Here is a 17,645-nt window from a genome sequence, read left to right as displayed (position 1 = left end):
GGTCGGTCGCTACCGGATTCACCGGTTCTGCGTGGTTTCTTCTTCCCGCACCGGTTCCGGCGGCGGCAGCTGCTCTTCAGCAGCCGGCTCGTTGCCGGGCAGGCTGGGGCGGGTTTCCATCAGCAGCGACAGCGCGGCCTTGGCCATCATGTGCGCGCTGATCGGTGCGGTGATGAACAGGAACACGGTGATCAGCAGCTCGCGCGGCTGCGGGTCCTGGCCGAGAAAGATGTGGTAGCACACCGAGCACACCAGCACGCAGCCCACGCCCAGCGTGCTGGCCTTGGTCGGTGCGTGCAGCCGCTTGAAGAACGTGGACAGCTTCACCAGGCCCAATGCACCGACCAGGATGAAGAAGCAGCCGAACAGCAGCAGGATCGACAGGCCGATCTGGATCGCGGTGATCATTCGACGATGTCCCGGCGCAGCACGAACTTGCTCAGCACCACGGTGCTGCCGAAGCCGAGCATGGCGATGATCAGCGCCGCCTCGAAGTAGATCGGCGAGTTGAGGTACATGCCGAACAGCATCAGCTCGGCGATCGCGGTCACCGACAGCGTGTCCAGCGCGAGGATGCGGTCGGGCACGGTCGGCCCGCGCAGCAGGCGCCAGGTGGCCAGCAGCATGGCCAGGCCGACCACGTGCATGCACACCACCAGGGTGGTCTGGATGACTTCAAAACCGGTCATGGGAAGATCTCCATCAACGGCGCCTCGTAACGGCGCTTGATCGTATCGATCAGGTCCTGTGGGTCCTCCAGGTGCAGCACGTGCACCAGCAGGAACTTGCGGTCGTCACTGAGCGCGGCCGAGACCGTGCCCGGGGTCAGCGTGATCATGCTGGTCAGCGCGGCGATGCCGTGGATGTTGGCGATGTCCAGCGGCAGCCAGATGAAGCCCGGATGGATGTTCTTCTCCGGGCCCAGCACCTGCACGGCGACGCGGATGTTGGACATCAGGATGTCCCACAGGGTCACGCACAGCAGCTTGGGCAGCGGGCGCAGGGTACCGATGCGGGCGAACTCGCGGTCCAGGCGCGCGGCGAACAGCGGCACCACCACGCCCAGCACCAGCCCCAGCACGAACTGGCCGAGGGTGAAGCTGTCGGACATCAGCAGCCAGAACGCCACCACCATGATGCTGAGCATCGGCGAGGGAATGACGCGACGGAACAGGGAGCGCTGGGCGGTCATGGCTGGCGGATCTCCGGCGTGGTCGCGCGCAACTGCTGCACGTACTCGCTGGGGTGCAGCAGCTGTGCGGCGGTGGCGTCGGTGTAGCGCATCAGTGGCGCGGCGGCCAGTGTCATGCCGATGCCGTAGGCCAGCAGGATGCAGGCCGCGTACAGCTCGACCCGGCGCAGGCGTGCCTTGCGCGGCTTCGGTGCATCGGCCTCGACCGGCGGCACGCGCCAGAACAGGCGGATGCCGCCACGGGTCAGGCCCATGATCACCAGCAGGCTGCTTACCAGCACTGCCGTCCACACCGGGGCGGTGTACTGCGCCGGCATGCCGGCCAGCAGTGCGGCCTTGGCCAGGAAGCCGGACAGCGGCGGCAGGCCGGCCACGGACACCGCGCCGATCAGGAACAGCACCGCCGGCGTTTCCTTGCCCGGCATCGGCGCGACCACTTCCTTGCGGTCGCTGGCGCCACCGCGGCGGCGGCGGATCAGGTCGGCAATCAGGAACAGTGCGGCGGCGACGAAGCTGCTGTGTGGCAGGTAGTACAGGCCGGCGGACAGCACCTGCGGCGTGCCTACCGAGAAGGCGATGAACAGCGTGGCCGCCGAGACGATTACCAGATACGAGATCAGCACGCGCAGGCGGGTCGCGGCCAGCGCACCGAGGCCGCCAAGCACCAGCGTTGCCACGCCGGCCCACAGCAGCCAGTCGCGGCCATAGCCGGCCATCGCACCGGCATCGTCGCCGAACCACAGCATCTGGATGCGCAGCACCGAGTACAGGCCGACCTTGGTCATGATCGCGAACAGGGCGGCCACGGCGGCCGGTGCGCGCGAATAGGCTTCCGGCAGCCACAGGTACAGCGGCATCAGTGCAGCCTTGGCGCAGAACACCAGCAGCAACAGGCCCATCGTGGCCTTTACCAGCGTCAGCTGCGCCGGCGGCACCTCGGCAATGCGCTGCGACAGCTCGGCCATGTTCAGCGAGCCCAGCGAGGCGTACAGCAGGCCCAGTGCGATCAGGAACAGGGTCGAGGCGGTGACGTTGAACACCACGTAGTGCAGGCCGATGCGCATGCGCAGGCCGCGGCCGCCACTGAGCAGCAGGCCGTAGGAGGCGATCAGCATCACCTCGAAGAACACGAACAGGTTGAAGATGTCGCCGGTCAGGAATGCGCCATTCAGGCCGACCAGCTGGAACTGGAACAGTGCATGGAAGTGTGGTGCGCGACGGTCCCAGCCCGAGCAGGCATGCAGCAGGCAGGGAATGGCCAGCAGCAGGGTGGTCAGCAGCATCCACGCCGACAGCCGGTCGGCCACCAGCGCGATGCCCAGACGCGACGGCCAGTCGCCGAGCAGGTAGACGTTGATCTCACCAGTGGCGGTGGCGGCAAACAGCAGGCCCACCGCCAGCGCCAGCGCCGACAGGGCAGTCCAGGCCACCGCGCGCTGCACCTTGGGGCCATACCGGCGGTGTTCGACGAACAGCGACAGTGCAGCACCCAGCAGCGGAATCAGGATGGGCAGGATCACCAGGTGGTTCATGCGCGGTCCTCTCCCTGGCGCGGCAGCATGCGCTCATCCTGCAGGTCGTCATCCGGCTCGTGGGCGTCCACATGATCGCTGTGGTTGTCGCTGCGGCTGCGCATGGCCAGCACGATGCTGACCGCGGTCATCGCGAAGGCGATCACGATCGCGGTCAGCACCAGCGCCTGTGGCAGCGGATCGGTGTAGTTGCCCAGGTGACTGTCCACGCCTTCCTGCAGCACCGGTGCCTTGCCCAGCACCACGCGGCCACCGGCGAAGATCAGCAGGTTGGTGGCGTAGGACAGGAAGGTCATGCCGAGGATCACATCGAAGCTGCGCGCACGCAGCAGCAGGTAGATGCCGATGGCGGTCAGTACGCCGATCGCGGTAGCCAGGGCCAGTTCCATCAGTGCATCTCCCCGGTGCGTGCCGAACGGCGTTGCAGGTCGATCTCACCCTTGCGGGCAGTGCGGGTACGCGACGGCTTGATCGTGCCCATCATCGACAGCATCAGCATGGCGCCACCGAACACCACCAGATAGACGCCGATGTCGAAGCCGATCGCACTCGCCAGCGGCACGTCGCCGATCAGCGGCAGGTGCAGGTCGAGGTGGCCGCTGGTCAGGAACGGCACGCCGAACAGCATCGACGCGCTGCCGCTGAGCAGGGCGATCAACAGGCCCATGCCGATGCAGCGGATGTAGTCGAAGCCGAAGCGCGACTCCACCGACGCGGTGCCCTGGATCACGTACTGGATCAGCAGCGGCACCGCCAGCACCAGGCCGGCGATGAAGCCACCGCCCGGCGCGTTGTGGCCGCGCAGGAACAGGAAGATCGATACGGTCAGGGTCAGCGGGAACATGATCTGCGCCAGGTCGGCCGGCACCGGCAGCTTGATCGGTGGGCCGGGCATGATCTGCTCCGGCGCCATCCGCGTGCGACGCAGCAGCGCATGCACCACCAGTGCGGCGATGCCGAACACGGTGATCTCGCCGAAGGTATCGAAGCCGCGGAAGTCGACCAGGATCACGTTGACCACATTCTGGCCGTAGGCCTCGGGCAGGGCACGGGCGAGCAGCTCGCCGGCCATGGTGTTCGGCGGCAGCGTCATCGCCGAATAGGCCAGCGCACCCAGGCCGGCGCCGGCGATGATCGCGATCACCGCATCGCGGCGCTTGCGCCAGCGCGGCCGCTCCGGCCCGGACTGCGCGGGCAGGTAGTTCATGCCCAGCAGCATCAGCACCAGGGTCACCATCTCCACCAGCAGCTGGGTCAGCGCCAGGTCCGGTGCGGACAGGAACACGAAGGTCAGCGCCACCATCAGGCCAACGCCGCCGACCAGCAGCACCGCCAGCAGGCGCTGCTTGTAGACACGGAGGGTGGCAACGGCGCAGGCCATCATCACCAGCCACAGCACCCAGCCCAGCAGCGGGATCGGCTGCGGCGCGGTCCAGTTCGGCGAGGCCGGGTTGGCCACGAACGGCGCGGCGGCGACCGCGATCGCCACCAGCACCAGGCCCAGCAGCATGCGCTGCAGGCTGCCATTGGCGATGCCGTTGGTCAGGCGCATGGCCAGCGCGGAAAGGGCATCCAGCTGCGCATGGAACACGTTGCGGCCGGTGGTGCGGGTTTCCACCCCGTGCAGGTTGATCAGCTTGCGCAGGCCGAAGTACAGCGCCACGCCACCGACCACGCCGATCGCGCTCATCGCCAGCGGCAGGTTGAAGCCGTGCCATACGGCCAGGCTGTACTCGGGCATGGCGTTGCCGAGGATCGAGGCCGCAGCGGCATGCAGCACTGGCGCCACGGTCAGTGCCGGGGCGATGCCCACCGCCACGCAGATCACCACCAGCAGTTCCACCGGCACCTTCATCCAGCGCGGCGGCTCATGCGGCACGCGGTCGAGGTCGTGCGGGCCGGGGCCGAAGAAGGTGTCGTGCACGAAGCGCAGGCTGTAGGCCACGCCGAACACACCGGCCAGCAGCGCCGCGATCGATACGGCCGTGCGCATCGCGCCCGGGCCGCCACCGGCGGTCAGCGCTTCGGCGAACAGCATTTCCTTGGACAGGAAGCCGTTGAGCAACGGGATGCCGGCCATCGCCAGCGAGGCGATGATCGCCAGCGCGCTGGTGAATGGCATCAGTTTGCGCAGGCCACCCAGCTTGCGCATGTCACGGGTGCCGGTTTCGTGGTCGATGATGCCGGCGGCCATGAACAGCGAGGCCTTGAAGGTGGCGTGGTTGAGGATGTGGAACACGCCGGCCACCACCGCCATCGGCGTGGACAGGCCGAACAGCAGGGTGATCAGGCCCAGATGGGAAATGGTCGAGTACGCCAGCAGGCCTTTCAGGTCGTGCTGGAAGATCGCGTTCCAGGCGCCGATCAGCAGGGTCAGCGCGCCGATGCCGCTGACCGTGTAGAAGAACAGGTCGCTGCCGGCCAGTGCCGGGTGCAGCCGCGCCAGCAGGAACACACCGGCCTTCACCATGGTGGCCGAGTGCAGGTAGGCAGAGACCGGGGTCGGCGCCGCCATCGCGTGCGGCAGCCAGAAGTGGAACGGGAACTGCGCGCTCTTGGTGAAGATGCCGGCCAGCACCAGGAACAGTGCGTACGGGTACAGCGCGCTGGCGCGGATCTGCTCGCCGGCGGCCAGCACCACGTCCAGGTCGAAGCTGCCGACGATGCGGCCGATCAGCAGCACGCCACCGAGCAGGGCCAGGCCACCGCCGCCGGTGATCACCAGCGCCATGCGTGCGCCTTCGCGGGCGTCCTGGCGGTGCGACCAGAAGCCGATCAGCAGGAACGAGCTGATGCTGGTCATTTCCCAGAAGATCATCAGCAACAGCAGGTTGCCCGACAGCACCATGCCCAGCATGGCGCCCATGAACAGCAGCAGGTAGCAGTAGAAGCGGTGGGCGTTGTCCTGCTGGCTCAGGTAGTAGCGCGCATACAGCACCACCAGCGCGCCGATGCCGAGCACCAGCCCGGCGAACATCCAGGCCAGGCCGTCCAGGCGCAGGGTGAAGTCCAGGCCGATCTGCGGCAGCCAGGGCACCAGGGTGCGGACCACCTGGCCATCGAGCACCGACGGGGTCAGCCAGCCGAGGATGGCCAGCCCGCCCAACGGCGCCAGCGCCGCCAGCCAGGCAGCAGTCGAGCGCGAACTACGGGGGAAGGCCGCAACAGCCGCTGCCATCAGGAACGGCAGGGCCAGCAGCAGGGGCAGGCTGGGGAGCATGCAGGGAATCCATGATTCACGAGCAGGTCAGGGAGGATAACAGGCTGCGAAATGTCGCCGAAACCCATCGAACAGCGATCAATTGCATGTAACGTCCGCTGATTCATTTTTTCTGCAGCGCAGCATCACGTTGCTGCGGTCCCTCCGCGGTTGCTCTCGGGGGACACCCTACGCCGACGCAGGGAGACCGCAGGCCCTGTCGCACAGGGGCTGCCGTCGACGGGCGGGAGGTGGGGAACGGATCACCGGTGCAGGCTGGCAGGGCCGTCGTGGAGTGCGGGTGACGGAATCTGCCCGTTCAGGAAACGAGGGGCAGCGTCGGCCACGGGCAGGTCAGTAGCGCCAGTCGAGCTTGCGGTAGAACTTGGCCATCACCCAGGCCGGGCCGATCAGCAGGTAGGTCAGGTCGGTCAGGAAGCTGGGCTTGCGGCCCTCGAACTTGTGACCGATGAACTGCGCGATCCAGGCCACCACGAATACGCCCACCGCCAGCCAGAACAGGTTATGCAGGCCGATCTCGGCCTCCAGCAGCCTGCACAGGCAGCCGAATACGAAGAACTGGATGAGCATGCCGATGCCCAGCGGGCGCGACAGCTTGTTGTAGAAGCACCAGGCGCTGAACATCGCGAACGCCGACCAGATGCCGTACTGGAACCAGGTGATCAGCGGCGGCAGGCACCACAGCAGGGCCACCACCGACCACAGGATCGCCGGCACCGCCACCACGTGGATGCGCTGGTTGATCAGATTGCGGTGGTCGTCGGAGTAGCTGGCGAAATAGCGGTCGATCGGCCGCGCAAGCTCGGTGGATGTCTGCATGCTGCGTTGCTTCCTCGGACAACGGTAGTGCCGGCCGCTGGCCGGCAATCCAGAGCATAGCCGAGTTCGCGAGGTTGCCGGCCAGCGGCCGGCACTACCCCCAGGCAACCGTCAGTAGAGCCAGGCCATGCCTGGCTGCAGGCTTGCGAGGCTGCCGGCCAGCGGCCGGCACTACCCCCAGGCAACCGTCAGTAGAGCCAGGCCATGCCTGGCTGCAGGCTTGCGAGGCTGCCGGCCAGCGGCCGGCACTACCCCCAGGCAACCGGCAGTAGAGCCAGGCCATGCCTGGCTGCAGGTTCGCGAGGTTGCCGGCCAGCGGCCGGCACTACCCCCAGGCAACCGTCAGTAGAGCCAGGCCATGCCTGGCTGCAGGTTCGCGAGGTTGCCGGCCAGCGGCCGGCACCACCCCAGGCAACCGGCAGTAGAGCCAGGCCATGCCTGGCTGCAGGTTCGCGAGGTTGCCGGCCAGCGGCCGGCACTACCGCATTCAGAACGCCCCCAGCCAGACCGGCGGGGGGCGCAGGGCATCAGTCGACGCTGATCCCGGCCAGGCGCTGCAGCGCCTCGGCGTACTTGGCGCGGGTGCGCTCGATGATCTCGGCCGGGATGGTCGGGCCCGGGGCGGTCTTGCCCCAGTCCAGCGTCTCCAGGTAATCGCGCACGAACTGCTTGTCGTAGCTCGGCGGGCTGGTGCCCACTTCGTACTCGTCGGCCGGCCAGTAACGCGAGGAATCCGGCGTCAGCATCTCGTCCATGATGTACAGGCGGCCATCGGCGTCGGTACCGAACTCGAACTTGGTATCGGCCAGGATGATGCCGCGCTCGCGGGCGTATTCGGCGGCGAACTTGTAGATGCGCAGGGTGGCATCGCGCACGCGCTCGGCCATCTCGGCACCGACCTGCTTCACCATCGCATCGAAATCGATGTTCTCGTCATGGTCGCCCACGGCGGCCTTGGTCGAGGGGGTGAAGATCGGCTCGGGCAGCTGCTCGGCCTGGCGCAGGCCGTCGGGCAGGTCGATGCCGCTGACCTTGCCGGTGCGCTGGTAGTCCTTCCAGCCGCTGCCGATCAGGTAGCCGCGGGCGATCGCTTCCACCGGCACCGGCTTCAGCTTGCGGGTGACCACCGCGCGCTTGGCGTACAGGGCCGGGTCCACGCCTTCGGGCAGCACGCTGGCCACGTCGATGCCGGTCAGGTGGTTGGGCATCAGGTGCGCGGTCTTGGCGAACCAGAAGTTGGAGACCTGGCAGAGCATCTCGCCCTTGCCCGGAATCGGGTCGGGCAGGACCACGTCGAACGCCGACAGGCGATCGGTGGCCACCATCAGCAGGTAGTCGCCCGGCGGGGTCCCTGCTGGCAGCCGCTCGCGCGGGATATCGAACACATCACGCACCTTGCCGCGATGGCGCAAGGGCAGGCCGGGGAGATCGGATTGCAACAGCGTGGTTGGCACGGGCACTCCTGGGGCGTTGTCGATACGGCTGCTGCCCAACGGACCCGGCGGGCCCGCTGACCAGCGGGCGGCCTAGTGTAAAGCCGTCCGGGCCCGCTGTGACGTAAAATGAGCGTCCATTTCGTCGGCCGACCCCGGAGCGCCATGCGCTGGTACGGAAAACTGCTCGGATTCATCGCCGGCGCCCTGCTGTTCCGGCCCAATCCGTTGTTTGGCGCGGTGGTCGGCCTGTTGATCGGCCATGCCTTCGATTCGGACTGGTTCCGCCTGAACAAGGAGAACCCGTACCGGGAGCTGGGGCTGACCTCCGAGGCCACCGATGCCGAGGTCGAGCGCGCCTACCGCAAGCTGATCTCGCAGTACCACCCCGACAAGCTCGGCGGCGCCGCCCCCGAGCTGCAGCAGCAGGCCGAGCAGAAGTCGCGGCGGATCAATGCCGCCTACGACCGCATCAAGACCCTGCGCAAGCGCTGACCCTCTTTCCTACCGTTGCAAGGCCCGGCCATGTCCAACTGCCTCATCGCCCCCTCCATCCTGTCCGCCAACTTCGCCCGCCTCGGCGAGGAAGTCGACAACGTCCTCGCCGCCGGCGCGGACTGGGTCCACTTCGACGTGATGGACAACCATTACGTGCCGAACCTGACCATCGGCCCGATGGTCTGCCAGGCGCTGCGCAAGCACGGCGTGACCGCGCCGATCGACGTGCACCTGATGGTCGAGCCGGTGGACCGCATCATCCCGGACTTCGCCGAAGCCGGTGCCACCTACATCAGCTTCCACCCGGAAGCGAGCCGCCACGTGCACCGCACCATCCAGCTGATCCGCTCGCTGGGCTGCAAGCCGGGCATCGTGCTCAATCCGGCCACCCCGGTGGACATCCTCGACTGGGTGCTGGACGACTTGGACCTGGTGCTGCTGATGTCGGTCAACCCGGGCTTCGGCGGCCAGGCCTTCATTCCCTCGGCGCTGGACAAGCTGCGCGTGGTGCGCAAGATGATCGATGCCAGCGGCAAGGACATCCGCCTGGAGATCGACGGCGGCGTGAAGGCCGACAACATCGGCGAGATCGCCGCTGCCGGCGCCGACACCTTCGTCGCCGGTTCGGCCATCTTCAACGCCAAGACCAGCTACCAGGACGTGATCGCGCAGATGCGCGCGAATGTCGCTGCGGCACGCTGACAAAAAAGGGACGGAGGGGATTAAGCTCGCCTGATTCCCTCCGTCTCCCTTTTCCGCCCATGGCTCTGTTGAACATCCGTCCGGCCACTGTGGCCGATGCCGGTCTGATCCTGCATTTCATCCGCGAACTGGCCATCTACGAGAAGGCCGAGCATTCGGTGCAGACCGACGAGATCGGCATCGCCGAAAGCTTGTTCGGTGCCGATGCCACGGCCCGCGCGCTGATCTGCGAAGTCGACGGCGAAGCGATCGGCTATGCGGTGTATTTCTACAACTACTCCACCTGGTTGGGCCGCAAGGGCATCTACCTGGAAGACCTGTATGTCAGCCAGGAAAAGCGCGGCGCCGGTGCCGGCAAGGCGCTGCTGAAGTACATCGCACGCCAGGCCGTGGCCGAAGGTTGCAGTCGTTTCGAATGGTCGGTGCTGGACTGGAATACCCCGGCCATCGAGTTCTACACCGCCGCTGGCGCCACGCCGCAGGACGAGTGGACCGTGTACCGGCTGCAGGGCCAGGCATTGCACGATTTCGCCAACGGTTGAGGCGAAGTGCATCCACGCATGGCGTGGATCTACCCACCTGGTGTGCGCGAACCGCAACCCGGTGTGTGCGAACCGCAGCCCGGTGTGCGCGAACCGCAACCCGGTGGGTGCGAACCTTGGTTCGCACTCCCTACGCACCAAAAAAAAAAGCCACGCCAATCACTGGCGTGGCCTCGCTGCATGCGTGGGAGGCTGATCCTGCCTCCATCCGTCGTCCCTGCTATGGCCTTCCATTCTCCAGCAGCTGAATGACACCTGCGTGACATTCACTGCGGACAAACGGCGCATTGCTAGCCTGTGCCACCCCCGTCCTGGAAGCACCGCATGACCACCCCGCGCTGGCGCCTGATCCTCAACGGAAAATCCGCAGGCAATGACGAGCTGCGCGACGCGGTCGGTCATTGGCGTGGGCAGGGCGTGCAGCTGGAAGTGCGGGTGACCTGGGAAGACGGTGACGCCGAACGCTACGTGGCCGAGGCGATCGATCATGGCGTGGACGTGATCGTGGCCGCCGGTGGCGACGGCACGCTCAGCGCGGTGGCCGAGACACTGGCGCATCGTGAGGAGCCGGCAGATGCGTTGCCCTCGCTGGCGCTGATCCCGATGGGGACCGCCAATGACTTCGCGACTGCGGCCGGCATTCCGACCGAGCCGAAGGCAGCCTTGGCCTTGATCGGGCAGGCCACGCCGCATGCCATCGATCTGCTGCGCGTGGACGCCGATGGCACGCAATGGTGGTGCGCCAACCTCGCCAGCGGTGGCTTCGGCACGCAGGTGACGGTGGAGACCGATGCCGGCCTGAAGAAGATGCTGGGCGGGCTGGCCTACGTGATCACCGGCATTGCCAAGCTGGGGCGGATCGAGCCGATCCATGCGCGCCTGTCGGGCCCGGATTTCGCGTGGGAAGGCGACTTCATCGCGCTCGGCATCGGCAATGGCCGCCAGGCCGGTGGTGGCCAGCAATTGTGCCCGCAGGCGCTGATCGATGATGGGCAGCTGGACGTGACGGTGCTTCCGGAGCTGGAAGGTGAAGTCACCGCCACGCTCGGCCAGATGCTGAAGTCCGGCACCCAGGCCGCGCTGGAACAACTGGCGACGCGCGCGCGCCTGCCGTGGCTGCAGGTGGAATCCGAGCGTCCGTTGACGCTCAACCTGGACGGCGAACCGGTACAGGCGCGCCAGTTCCGCATCGCGTGCGTACCGGGCAGGGTGCGGATGCACCTGCCCGTGGGCTGTGCACTGTTGTCCGAGCCGCGCTGAGCCGGACCGGAACTCCTACAACGGCGGTATGTCCTGCTCCTTCGCCGGGAAGCCGAATGCTTCGCGCTTCTCGCGGATGTACTGCGGCAGCGGCGGCCGGGCAATGCCGTGATCGATCAGCCACTGCTGGCACTTCTTCTGCCAGGGCAGCAGGTCCGGTGTGGCGATTTCCCAGTAGATGGCTTCGACCATGGCCATCCGATCGGGCGCGCCCGGTTGCGCCGATGACGGCGATGCAATCGTGGGGTCCGCGCCATGCTCAAGCAGCCAGTAAGCCTGCTCGAAGCCGCCACGGCCGGTGTACCAGCTGAGAACGGTATCGGCCTGGCCGATGTTGGATTCGTTGACGTGCGCGCCTCGCTCCACCAGCAGCTGGATGTTCTTCCACAGGTTGCCGGAAATGAAAGCCTGGAACAGCAGCGTTTCGGTGTTGGAGGTGCGCGTGTCCGGGTCGCCGCCATGATCCAGCAGCAGGGCCAGGTAGCGCGGATCGTCCATCTTCGCGGCATAGACCATGGCGTTGTTGTGGCGGAACGTCTCGCCGTCCAGCGTTTCAATACGCCGTGCATTCGGGTCGGCGCCGTTGTCGAGCATCGCGCGCAGGCCTTCCAGGTTCTGTGCGCGCAACGGCCACGCGATGAGCGGAATGCCATCCTGCTTCGAGAACTCCTTGTCGGGGTTCACGCCTTCGGTCTTGATCAGGCGCGTGATCGTCGCTGCATCACCCTGTTCGGCGGCGATGGCCAGTTCAAGTGCCTTGCCCTCGAAATAGCGCTCCGCGCCATGTGAAGACGTGCGCGCGCAGGCGCTCAGCAGCATCAGCAGCATCAGCGCCAGGCAGGAAAATGGCGTAAAGGAACTGTGAGGGTGACGGTGCATGTGATCCCTTGACATGGACGCGTTCGGGGGATGATAGCGTTGGCCGTGGTCATTCCAGCAGGTCCTGGATGACCGTGTCTTCACTGATGAGCAATGGAGTCTGCCATGAGCGGTCACGATCCCGAGCAGCAGGAACGCCTGTTGCAGGCCCGCGCCAAGAGCGTCCAGGCGCAGCAGCACCTGGTCGAGCAACTGCAGGGAGGTGGACATGCCACCGAGGCGGCGCGCTTGCGCGAGACCTATCACGCCCGCGAGCTGGGTTCGCTTGCTGGTGATGTGTATGCCTCGGCAAAGGGCAAAGGTGAGCCGCCGGTCGGGTGGACGCGAGCCAGTGCCGTGACCGACCCGGACACACTCAAAGCGGCGGGCATCAGCCTGGGAGCGGCCGACCTGAAGAAGCTGATGCGGCCGAACGACTCGGGTTTTCGCGCAGAGATCTACATTCCGGACAAAAGGGTGTTCGGTGATGACGCCAAGCCGGTGCTGGTGTTCAAGGGCTCAACGGGCGAAATCATCGATCCCCGGGCGAAAGGCGGGCGGCGTGAGTCCGGAGGCGAGGATTTCCTCAACAATGGACGCCAGGGCGTAGGCATGCAGAGCGACTACTACGATCGGGCCATGGCACTGGCGAGTCGCTTGAAGACCTCTGGTACCCAGTTTGAACTTGCCGGTCATTCGCTTGGCGGCGGCATGGCCTCTGCCGCTTCGGCGGTTACCGGTGTACGTGCGACCACCTTCAATTCGGCGGGGCTGCATCCGGCCACCGCCGATCGCTACGCGAAATCCCACGGATTGCCGGTGTTCAACACGCGCGACACGGTGCACACCTACCAGACCTCGGGTGAAGTGCTCAACGATGTGCAGAATGGATTGAAGCGGCTCAACGAGCATCACCGGCAGGGCTTTGGCCTGTTGGCCAGCGAGACCAGCCAGCTGCTGCGTCAGCCCGGCGTGCAGCAGATGGTTACCCGCAAGCTGCAGGAGATGATGCCGGCGGGTGCGCAGACGGCCACGGCCCAGCTGGTTGACCAGCTGGCGTCGAAATCCGGGGCAGAGGCATTGCGCAATGTTCCGGTGGCCGCGGGCAGGATGGAACTGTTGCTGGACGCCAAGACCGAAGTGAACGGAAAGGTGGTGGATCGCCGCCATCGAGAAGCGCCAAGCCAGCTTGCCGAATACGGTGGCCCGCTGGCCGAGGTGCTGATCGCAGGTGCGCGCGGCATGCGTGCCGGACGGGTTGCCGGTGAACATGTCGAGCAGGTCGGCGCGCTGGCGGGCCGGGGCATGAGCTTGTCCGGCGTGGCCGTCGAGCGTGCGTCGACCCTGCAGGGAAATGCGATCGGCACCGTGGTCGACTACGGTGGCAAGAGCATGCGGGTGGGCATCGAAGGCGGTGCGACGGTCATTGCCAAGGGGCGCGAGCTGCAGGGTCTGGTCGAATCGGTCAGCCACCGCGTGCAGGCCAAGGGCAGTTACGGCTGGAACATCGGGGCCAGCGTGCTGGGTGCGCTCGGTGCCGACGACATGGCCAGACAGATGCGTGAGCACGGTGATGCGGCGCGCAATCAACACGAAACCAAGGCCCGTGAAGCCACCCGTGAAGCGGCGGCGGATGCCGGCCGCATCCGTGCCGGCGGCCATCATCTGGGCGGCCAGCTGCAGCAGGGCGTGCATGGCGTGGCCAATGGGCTGCGCAACGGCTATGCCGTGTACGGCGCGACTTTCCACATGGGCATGAACTGGAGCAGCCATCAGATCACCGGGCTGACCTCGCAGGCGCCGGCCGTGCTGGCCGGCACCGTCGGGCTGGGCGCGATGGCCAACAAGGGCATTGCCACGCACCTGCCCACGCCGGCACTGCCGCAGAACCTGGTCAACCTGGCCAAGACGTCGTGGGTGATCGGGCGCGGCAGTGCGACCATGGGGGAGTCGGTGGACCGGCATGGCATGAGCGAGACGATGAACCCCAGTCTCGACGCGGCAATCGCGAGCCAGGAGGCGGCCGCGCGCAAGCTGCTTGGACGGCCGCATGCGCAGCTGCAGGAGGGGGGCGCGAAGATACCCGCGCTGAACGATCCGGGGCACATCGATTTCCATCTGTTCAAGGGCGCGCAGACCGGCGTGCACGGCCTCGATGTGGCACATGGCCGCATCCCGAACCTGCAGAGCGATCAGCTGGCCGGGGCGTTGGCTGTGCAGGCCAAGCGCGAAGGGTTGCAGGCCATCTCCCATGTGCTGCTCAGTGACGACCGCACGCGGGCATTCGCGGTCGACACCCCGGATCTGCAGGCGGCCCACCGCCGACATGCGCATGTGGACGTGGCGGCCGGCATGGCCCAGTCGCTGGCCGTGAGCACGGCGCAGGTTGACGCCCTGAACACCGGTCGCGAACAGGCGACGGCAGCCGGACTGGCCCAGCAACAGGGGCTGGAGGCCCAGGAGAACGCCCGGCGGATGGGCTAATGGCCGAATGAACCGCGACGCCGCGACGGGGTTCCCCTCCCGCCCCGGCTGCGATACAGTCAAGGGGTGTCCAGCCTGACGACCCCGCATACCCTTTCTTCCGCACGCCGTTGGTGGCGATGGTGGCCCGTTGCCGTCGTCCGCCCCCATAACGCTGTGTCCCGGAAGGAAAGTCGTCTTGAACTCGCACGCTCAGTTTCAGCTGCAGGCCGCTGAAGGCCACACCCATATTCCCGTCGTCCGTGAAGTGCTGTCCGACCTGGACACGCCGCTTTCGGTCTATCTGAAGCTCGCCGACGGCCCCAATACCTACCTGTTTGAATCCGTCGAAGGCGGCGAGCGCTTTGGTCGTTACTCGATCATCGGCCTGCCGGCGCGCCGCGTGTATGCCTTCCATGGCCACACGCTGACCGTGCGCGAAGACGGCCAGGTGGTGGACACCCGCGAGGTGGCCGACCCGTTCGCCGAAGTCGAGGCGCTGCGCAGCGCCCACTCGGTGCCCAAGCTGGAAGGCCTGCCGGGCTTCACCGGTGGCCTGGTTGGCTGGTTCGGCTTCGAGTGCATCGGCTACATCGAGCCGCGCCTGGCCCCGCCGGCTGGCCGCGATGAGCTGGGCACGCCGGACATCCTGCTGCTGGATTCCAACGAGCTGGCGGTGTTCGACAACCTCAAGGGCCGGCTGTACCTGATCGTGCATGCCGACCCGCGTGTCGAGGGTGCGTTCGAGCAGGCCCAGGCACGCCTGGATGCATTGACCGCCAAGCTGCGCGCACCGGGGGCCGGCTATCCCGCACCGCTCAACAGCGACGTGCTGGACGAGTCCGATTTCGTCTCCGGGTTCACCCGCGAAGGCTTCGTCGATGCGGTCCAGCGCAGCAAGGAATACATCCGTGCCGGCGACATCTTCCAGGTGGTGCTGAGCCAGCGCCTGAGCGTGCCGTTCAAAGCGCGCCCGGTGGATGTGTACCGTGCGCTGCGTGCACTGAACCCGTCGCCCTACATGTATTTCCTTGATGTCGGCGACCTGCAGGTGGTCGGTTCCTCGCCGGAAATCCTGGTGCGTTTGCAGGATGGCGAAGTGACGGTGCGCCCGATCGCTGGCACCCGGCCGCGCGGTGCCACTGTCGAACAGGACCTGGCGCTGGAAGCCGAGTTGCTGGCCGATCCGAAGGAGCGCGCCGAGCACCTGATGCTGATCGACCTCGGCCGTAACGATGCCGGTCGCGTGTCCAAGGCCGGCACCGTGGAAGTGGGCGAGCAGTTCGTGATCGAGCGCTACAGCCACGTCATGCACATCGTCAGCGAAGTGACCGGGCAGCTGCAGCCGGGCCTGAGCTATGCCGACGTGCTGCGTGCCACCTTCCCGGCCGGCACGGTCAGCGGTGCGCCGAAGATCCGCGCGCTGGAAGTGATCCGCGAGCTGGAACCGATCAAGCGCAATGTCTACGCCGGCAGCATCGGCTACATCGGCTGGCATGGCGATGCCGATACCGCGATCGCGATCCGCACCGCGGTGATCAAGGACGGCCGCCTGTATGTGCAGGCCGGCGCCGGCATCGTCTACGACTCGGACCCGGACAAGGAATGGGACGAGACGATGAACAAGGGCCGCGCGCTGTTCCGCGCCGTCGCCCAGGCCGCCAAGGGCCTGTAAGCCTGCCTCGCCACGGCCGCTGCGCCGTGGTCGTTCCGCCGTTCCCGTTCAAGACAAGGAGTACCGCATGAAGCTGCTGAGCGCATTGCTGTGGTCGTCACTGCTGGCCACGATGGCCCCGTCTGCGTGGGCGCAGGCCAACACCATTCCCTCGCAGCCGCACCTGCTGGTGAAGGGCGAGGCGCGCCGCGAGGTGATGCCCGACCGGTTCGGCCTGCAGTTGAATATCGAAGAGACCGACATGGATGCCGACGCCGCGCGCCGCCGCGTGCAGGACAACGTCGCGCGCGTGCTGGCGCTGTTCAAGCAGCACAAGGCGGTGGAGGGCAGCGTGCGTGCGGACAATCTGCGGATCGGCCCGGCCACGCGCTATGAGCAGAACCGGCAGGTCTTCGTCGGCACCCGCGTGTCGCGCCAGCTGCGTGCCAGCTTCGCCAGCGTGAAGGCGATGCAGGACGTGCTGGGTGCACTGAAGGCCAACGAGAACCTGCAGGTCAGCAGCGTGGCCCCGACCTACTCGGGCGAAGTGGCGCTGCGGCGCGAACTCAAGGGTGAGGCCGCCGCGTCGACGCGCCAATCCGCGCAGGGCCTTGCCAATGCCTACGGCACGAAGCTGCGCGGGCTGTACAGCATCTCTGATGTGGCGCCGAACTTCGCCTATGGCGTGCAGGCGGGCAATTGGCCCAGAAGCGACGACATGGTGACACCGCCATCGCCGCCGTCACCTGCGGCGCAGATGGACATGATCGAGACCACCGGCTCACGCCTGCGCGAATCCATCGAAGCCGGCCCCATCACCTACACCGAAAACGTATACGCCATTTTCCTGATAAGCGACGGAACCTGACCATGTTGTGGATGATCGACAACTACGACAGCTTCACCTACAACCTCGTGCAGTACCTGCAGACGCTGGGCGCCGAGGTGAAGGTGGTGCGCAACGATGCGATGAGCGTGGACGAGATCGCCGCGCAGAAGCCTGAGCGCATCGTCATTTCGCCCGGCCCGTGCACGCCCAACGAAGCGGGCGTGTCGCTGGAACTCATCCAGCGCCTGGGCCCGACCACGCCGATCCTCGGCGTGTGCCTGGGCCACCAGGGCATCGGCCAGGTCTACGGCGGTACGGTCATCCGCGCCGGCAACATCATGCATGGCAAGACCTCGCCGATCCGCCATGAAGGCAAGGGCGTGTTCGCCGGCCTGCCGGACCGTTACCAGGCCACCCGCTACCACTCGCTGGTGGTGGACAAGAACAGCCTGCCCGAGGTGCTGGAAGTGACCGCCTGGACCGAGAACGACGACGGCTCGATCGAAGAGATCATGGGCCTGCGCCACCGCCAGTTCCCGGTGGAGGGCGTTCAGTTCCACCCCGAATCCATCCTCACCGAACACGGCCATGCCCTGCTGCGCAATTTCCTGCAGCGTCCGGCCGCCTGATCCCAGGAGCATTC

Annotated in this window: 17 protein-coding genes; 8 read left to right on the top strand and 9 right to left on the bottom strand. The window is 66.6% G+C overall.

The annotated features are described in order from the left end of the window. Positions 1–18: 18 nt before the first annotated feature. The 8 genes from ACZK3W_RS20330 to ACZK3W_RS20295 all read right to left on the bottom strand — a co-directional run bounded on the left by ACZK3W_RS20330 (position 19) and on the right by ACZK3W_RS20295 (position 8,217). Entirely contained in the window at positions 19–408 is a 390-nt protein-coding gene (locus ACZK3W_RS20330) for a Na+/H+ antiporter subunit G (RefSeq protein ID WP_049401677.1), read from the bottom strand. After that, complete coding sequence (locus ACZK3W_RS20325; protein ID WP_005411334.1) at positions 405–689, bottom strand: K+/H+ antiporter subunit F; 285 nt, start codon at positions 687–689, stop codon at positions 405–407. Before ACZK3W_RS20325 ends, ACZK3W_RS20330 begins: the two co-directional genes overlap by 4 nt. Further along, a complete protein-coding gene (locus tag ACZK3W_RS20320; RefSeq protein WP_049401676.1) occupies positions 686–1,192 on the bottom strand; it encodes a Na+/H+ antiporter subunit E in 507 nt (168 codons plus the stop codon). Before ACZK3W_RS20320 ends, ACZK3W_RS20325 begins: the two co-directional genes overlap by 4 nt. Further along, on the bottom strand, positions 1,189–2,724 hold the full coding sequence (locus tag ACZK3W_RS20315) for a monovalent cation/H+ antiporter subunit D (protein ID WP_049401675.1): 1,536 nt from the start codon (positions 2,722–2,724) through the stop codon (positions 1,189–1,191). The genes ACZK3W_RS20320 and ACZK3W_RS20315 overlap by 4 nt, the downstream gene beginning before the upstream one ends. Further along, positions 2,721–3,113: a Na+/H+ antiporter subunit C gene (locus tag ACZK3W_RS20310; protein WP_032127156.1), complete on the bottom strand. Its 393-nt coding sequence runs from the start codon at positions 3,111–3,113 to the stop codon at positions 2,721–2,723. Before ACZK3W_RS20310 ends, ACZK3W_RS20315 begins: the two co-directional genes overlap by 4 nt. Next, positions 3,113–5,944 carry a monovalent cation/H+ antiporter subunit A gene (locus tag ACZK3W_RS20305; RefSeq protein WP_032127157.1) on the bottom strand — a complete coding sequence of 944 codons (2,832 nt, stop codon included), beginning with the start codon at positions 5,942–5,944 and terminating at the stop codon, positions 3,113–3,115. The genes ACZK3W_RS20310 and ACZK3W_RS20305 overlap by 1 nt, the downstream gene beginning before the upstream one ends. 333 nt (positions 5,945–6,277) lie before the next feature. Next, on the bottom strand, positions 6,278–6,763 hold the full coding sequence (locus tag ACZK3W_RS20300; RefSeq protein ID WP_032127158.1) for an Mpo1 family 2-hydroxy fatty acid dioxygenase: 486 nt from the start codon (positions 6,761–6,763) through the stop codon (positions 6,278–6,280). 527 nt (positions 6,764–7,290) lie between these two features. Beyond that, positions 7,291–8,217, bottom strand: coding sequence for a phosphoribosylaminoimidazolesuccinocarboxamide synthase (locus ACZK3W_RS20295; RefSeq protein ID WP_032127159.1), 927 nt, complete (start codon positions 8,215–8,217; stop codon positions 7,291–7,293). A gap of 144 nt (positions 8,218–8,361) precedes the next feature. On the opposite strand from ACZK3W_RS20295, the gene ACZK3W_RS20290 reads away from it, so the two are divergent. The 4 genes from ACZK3W_RS20290 to yegS all read left to right on the top strand — a co-directional run bounded on the left by ACZK3W_RS20290 (position 8,362) and on the right by yegS (position 11,198). Further along, positions 8,362–8,691, top strand: a complete 330-nt coding sequence (locus tag ACZK3W_RS20290; protein WP_005411327.1) for a J domain-containing protein — start codon at positions 8,362–8,364, stop codon at positions 8,689–8,691. A 30-nt stretch (positions 8,692–8,721) separates the two neighbouring features. After that, positions 8,722–9,396, top strand: coding sequence for a ribulose-phosphate 3-epimerase (gene rpe / locus ACZK3W_RS20285; protein WP_032127160.1), 675 nt, complete (start codon positions 8,722–8,724; stop codon positions 9,394–9,396). Between the two features lie 59 nt (positions 9,397–9,455). After that, a complete protein-coding gene (locus ACZK3W_RS20280) occupies positions 9,456–9,938 on the top strand; it encodes a GNAT family N-acetyltransferase (protein ID WP_125895888.1) in 483 nt (160 codons plus the stop codon). Between the two features lie 324 nt (positions 9,939–10,262). Continuing rightward, positions 10,263–11,198 (top strand): lipid kinase YegS, encoded by a 936-nt coding sequence (yegS, locus tag ACZK3W_RS20275; RefSeq protein WP_032127162.1) that lies wholly within the window; start codon positions 10,263–10,265, stop codon positions 11,196–11,198. A 15-nt stretch (positions 11,199–11,213) separates the two neighbouring features. On the opposite strand, the gene ACZK3W_RS20270 is transcribed toward yegS, so the two are convergent. After that, entirely contained in the window at positions 11,214–12,077 is an 864-nt protein-coding gene (locus ACZK3W_RS20270) for an ankyrin repeat domain-containing protein (protein WP_260467381.1), read from the bottom strand. A 105-nt stretch (positions 12,078–12,182) separates the two neighbouring features. On the opposite strand from ACZK3W_RS20270, the gene ACZK3W_RS20265 reads away from it, so the two are divergent. The 4 genes from ACZK3W_RS20265 (at position 12,183) to ACZK3W_RS20250 (ending at position 17,631) form a co-directional block, all read left to right on the top strand. Next, entirely contained in the window at positions 12,183–14,540 is a 2,358-nt protein-coding gene (locus ACZK3W_RS20265) for a Tle-like phospholipase domain-containing protein (protein WP_125895886.1), read from the top strand. A 178-nt stretch (positions 14,541–14,718) separates the two neighbouring features. Then, on the top strand, positions 14,719–16,194 hold the full coding sequence (gene trpE, locus ACZK3W_RS20260; RefSeq protein ID WP_049424043.1) for an anthranilate synthase component I: 1,476 nt from the start codon (positions 14,719–14,721) through the stop codon (positions 16,192–16,194). Positions 16,195–16,261: 67 nt separating this feature from the next. Next, positions 16,262–17,041, top strand: coding sequence for an SIMPL domain-containing protein (locus tag ACZK3W_RS20255; RefSeq protein WP_049461246.1), 780 nt, complete (start codon positions 16,262–16,264; stop codon positions 17,039–17,041). Between the two features lie 2 nt (positions 17,042–17,043). Further along, entirely contained in the window at positions 17,044–17,631 is a 588-nt protein-coding gene (locus ACZK3W_RS20250) for an anthranilate synthase component II (protein WP_125895885.1), read from the top strand. Positions 17,632–17,645: the final 14 nt, after the last annotated feature.

Source organism: Stenotrophomonas sp. 80084_Sma, assembly GCF_056481995.1.
Note: the sequence above shows the minus strand (reverse complement) of the source record. Positions and strands in the feature narration are given on the sequence as shown.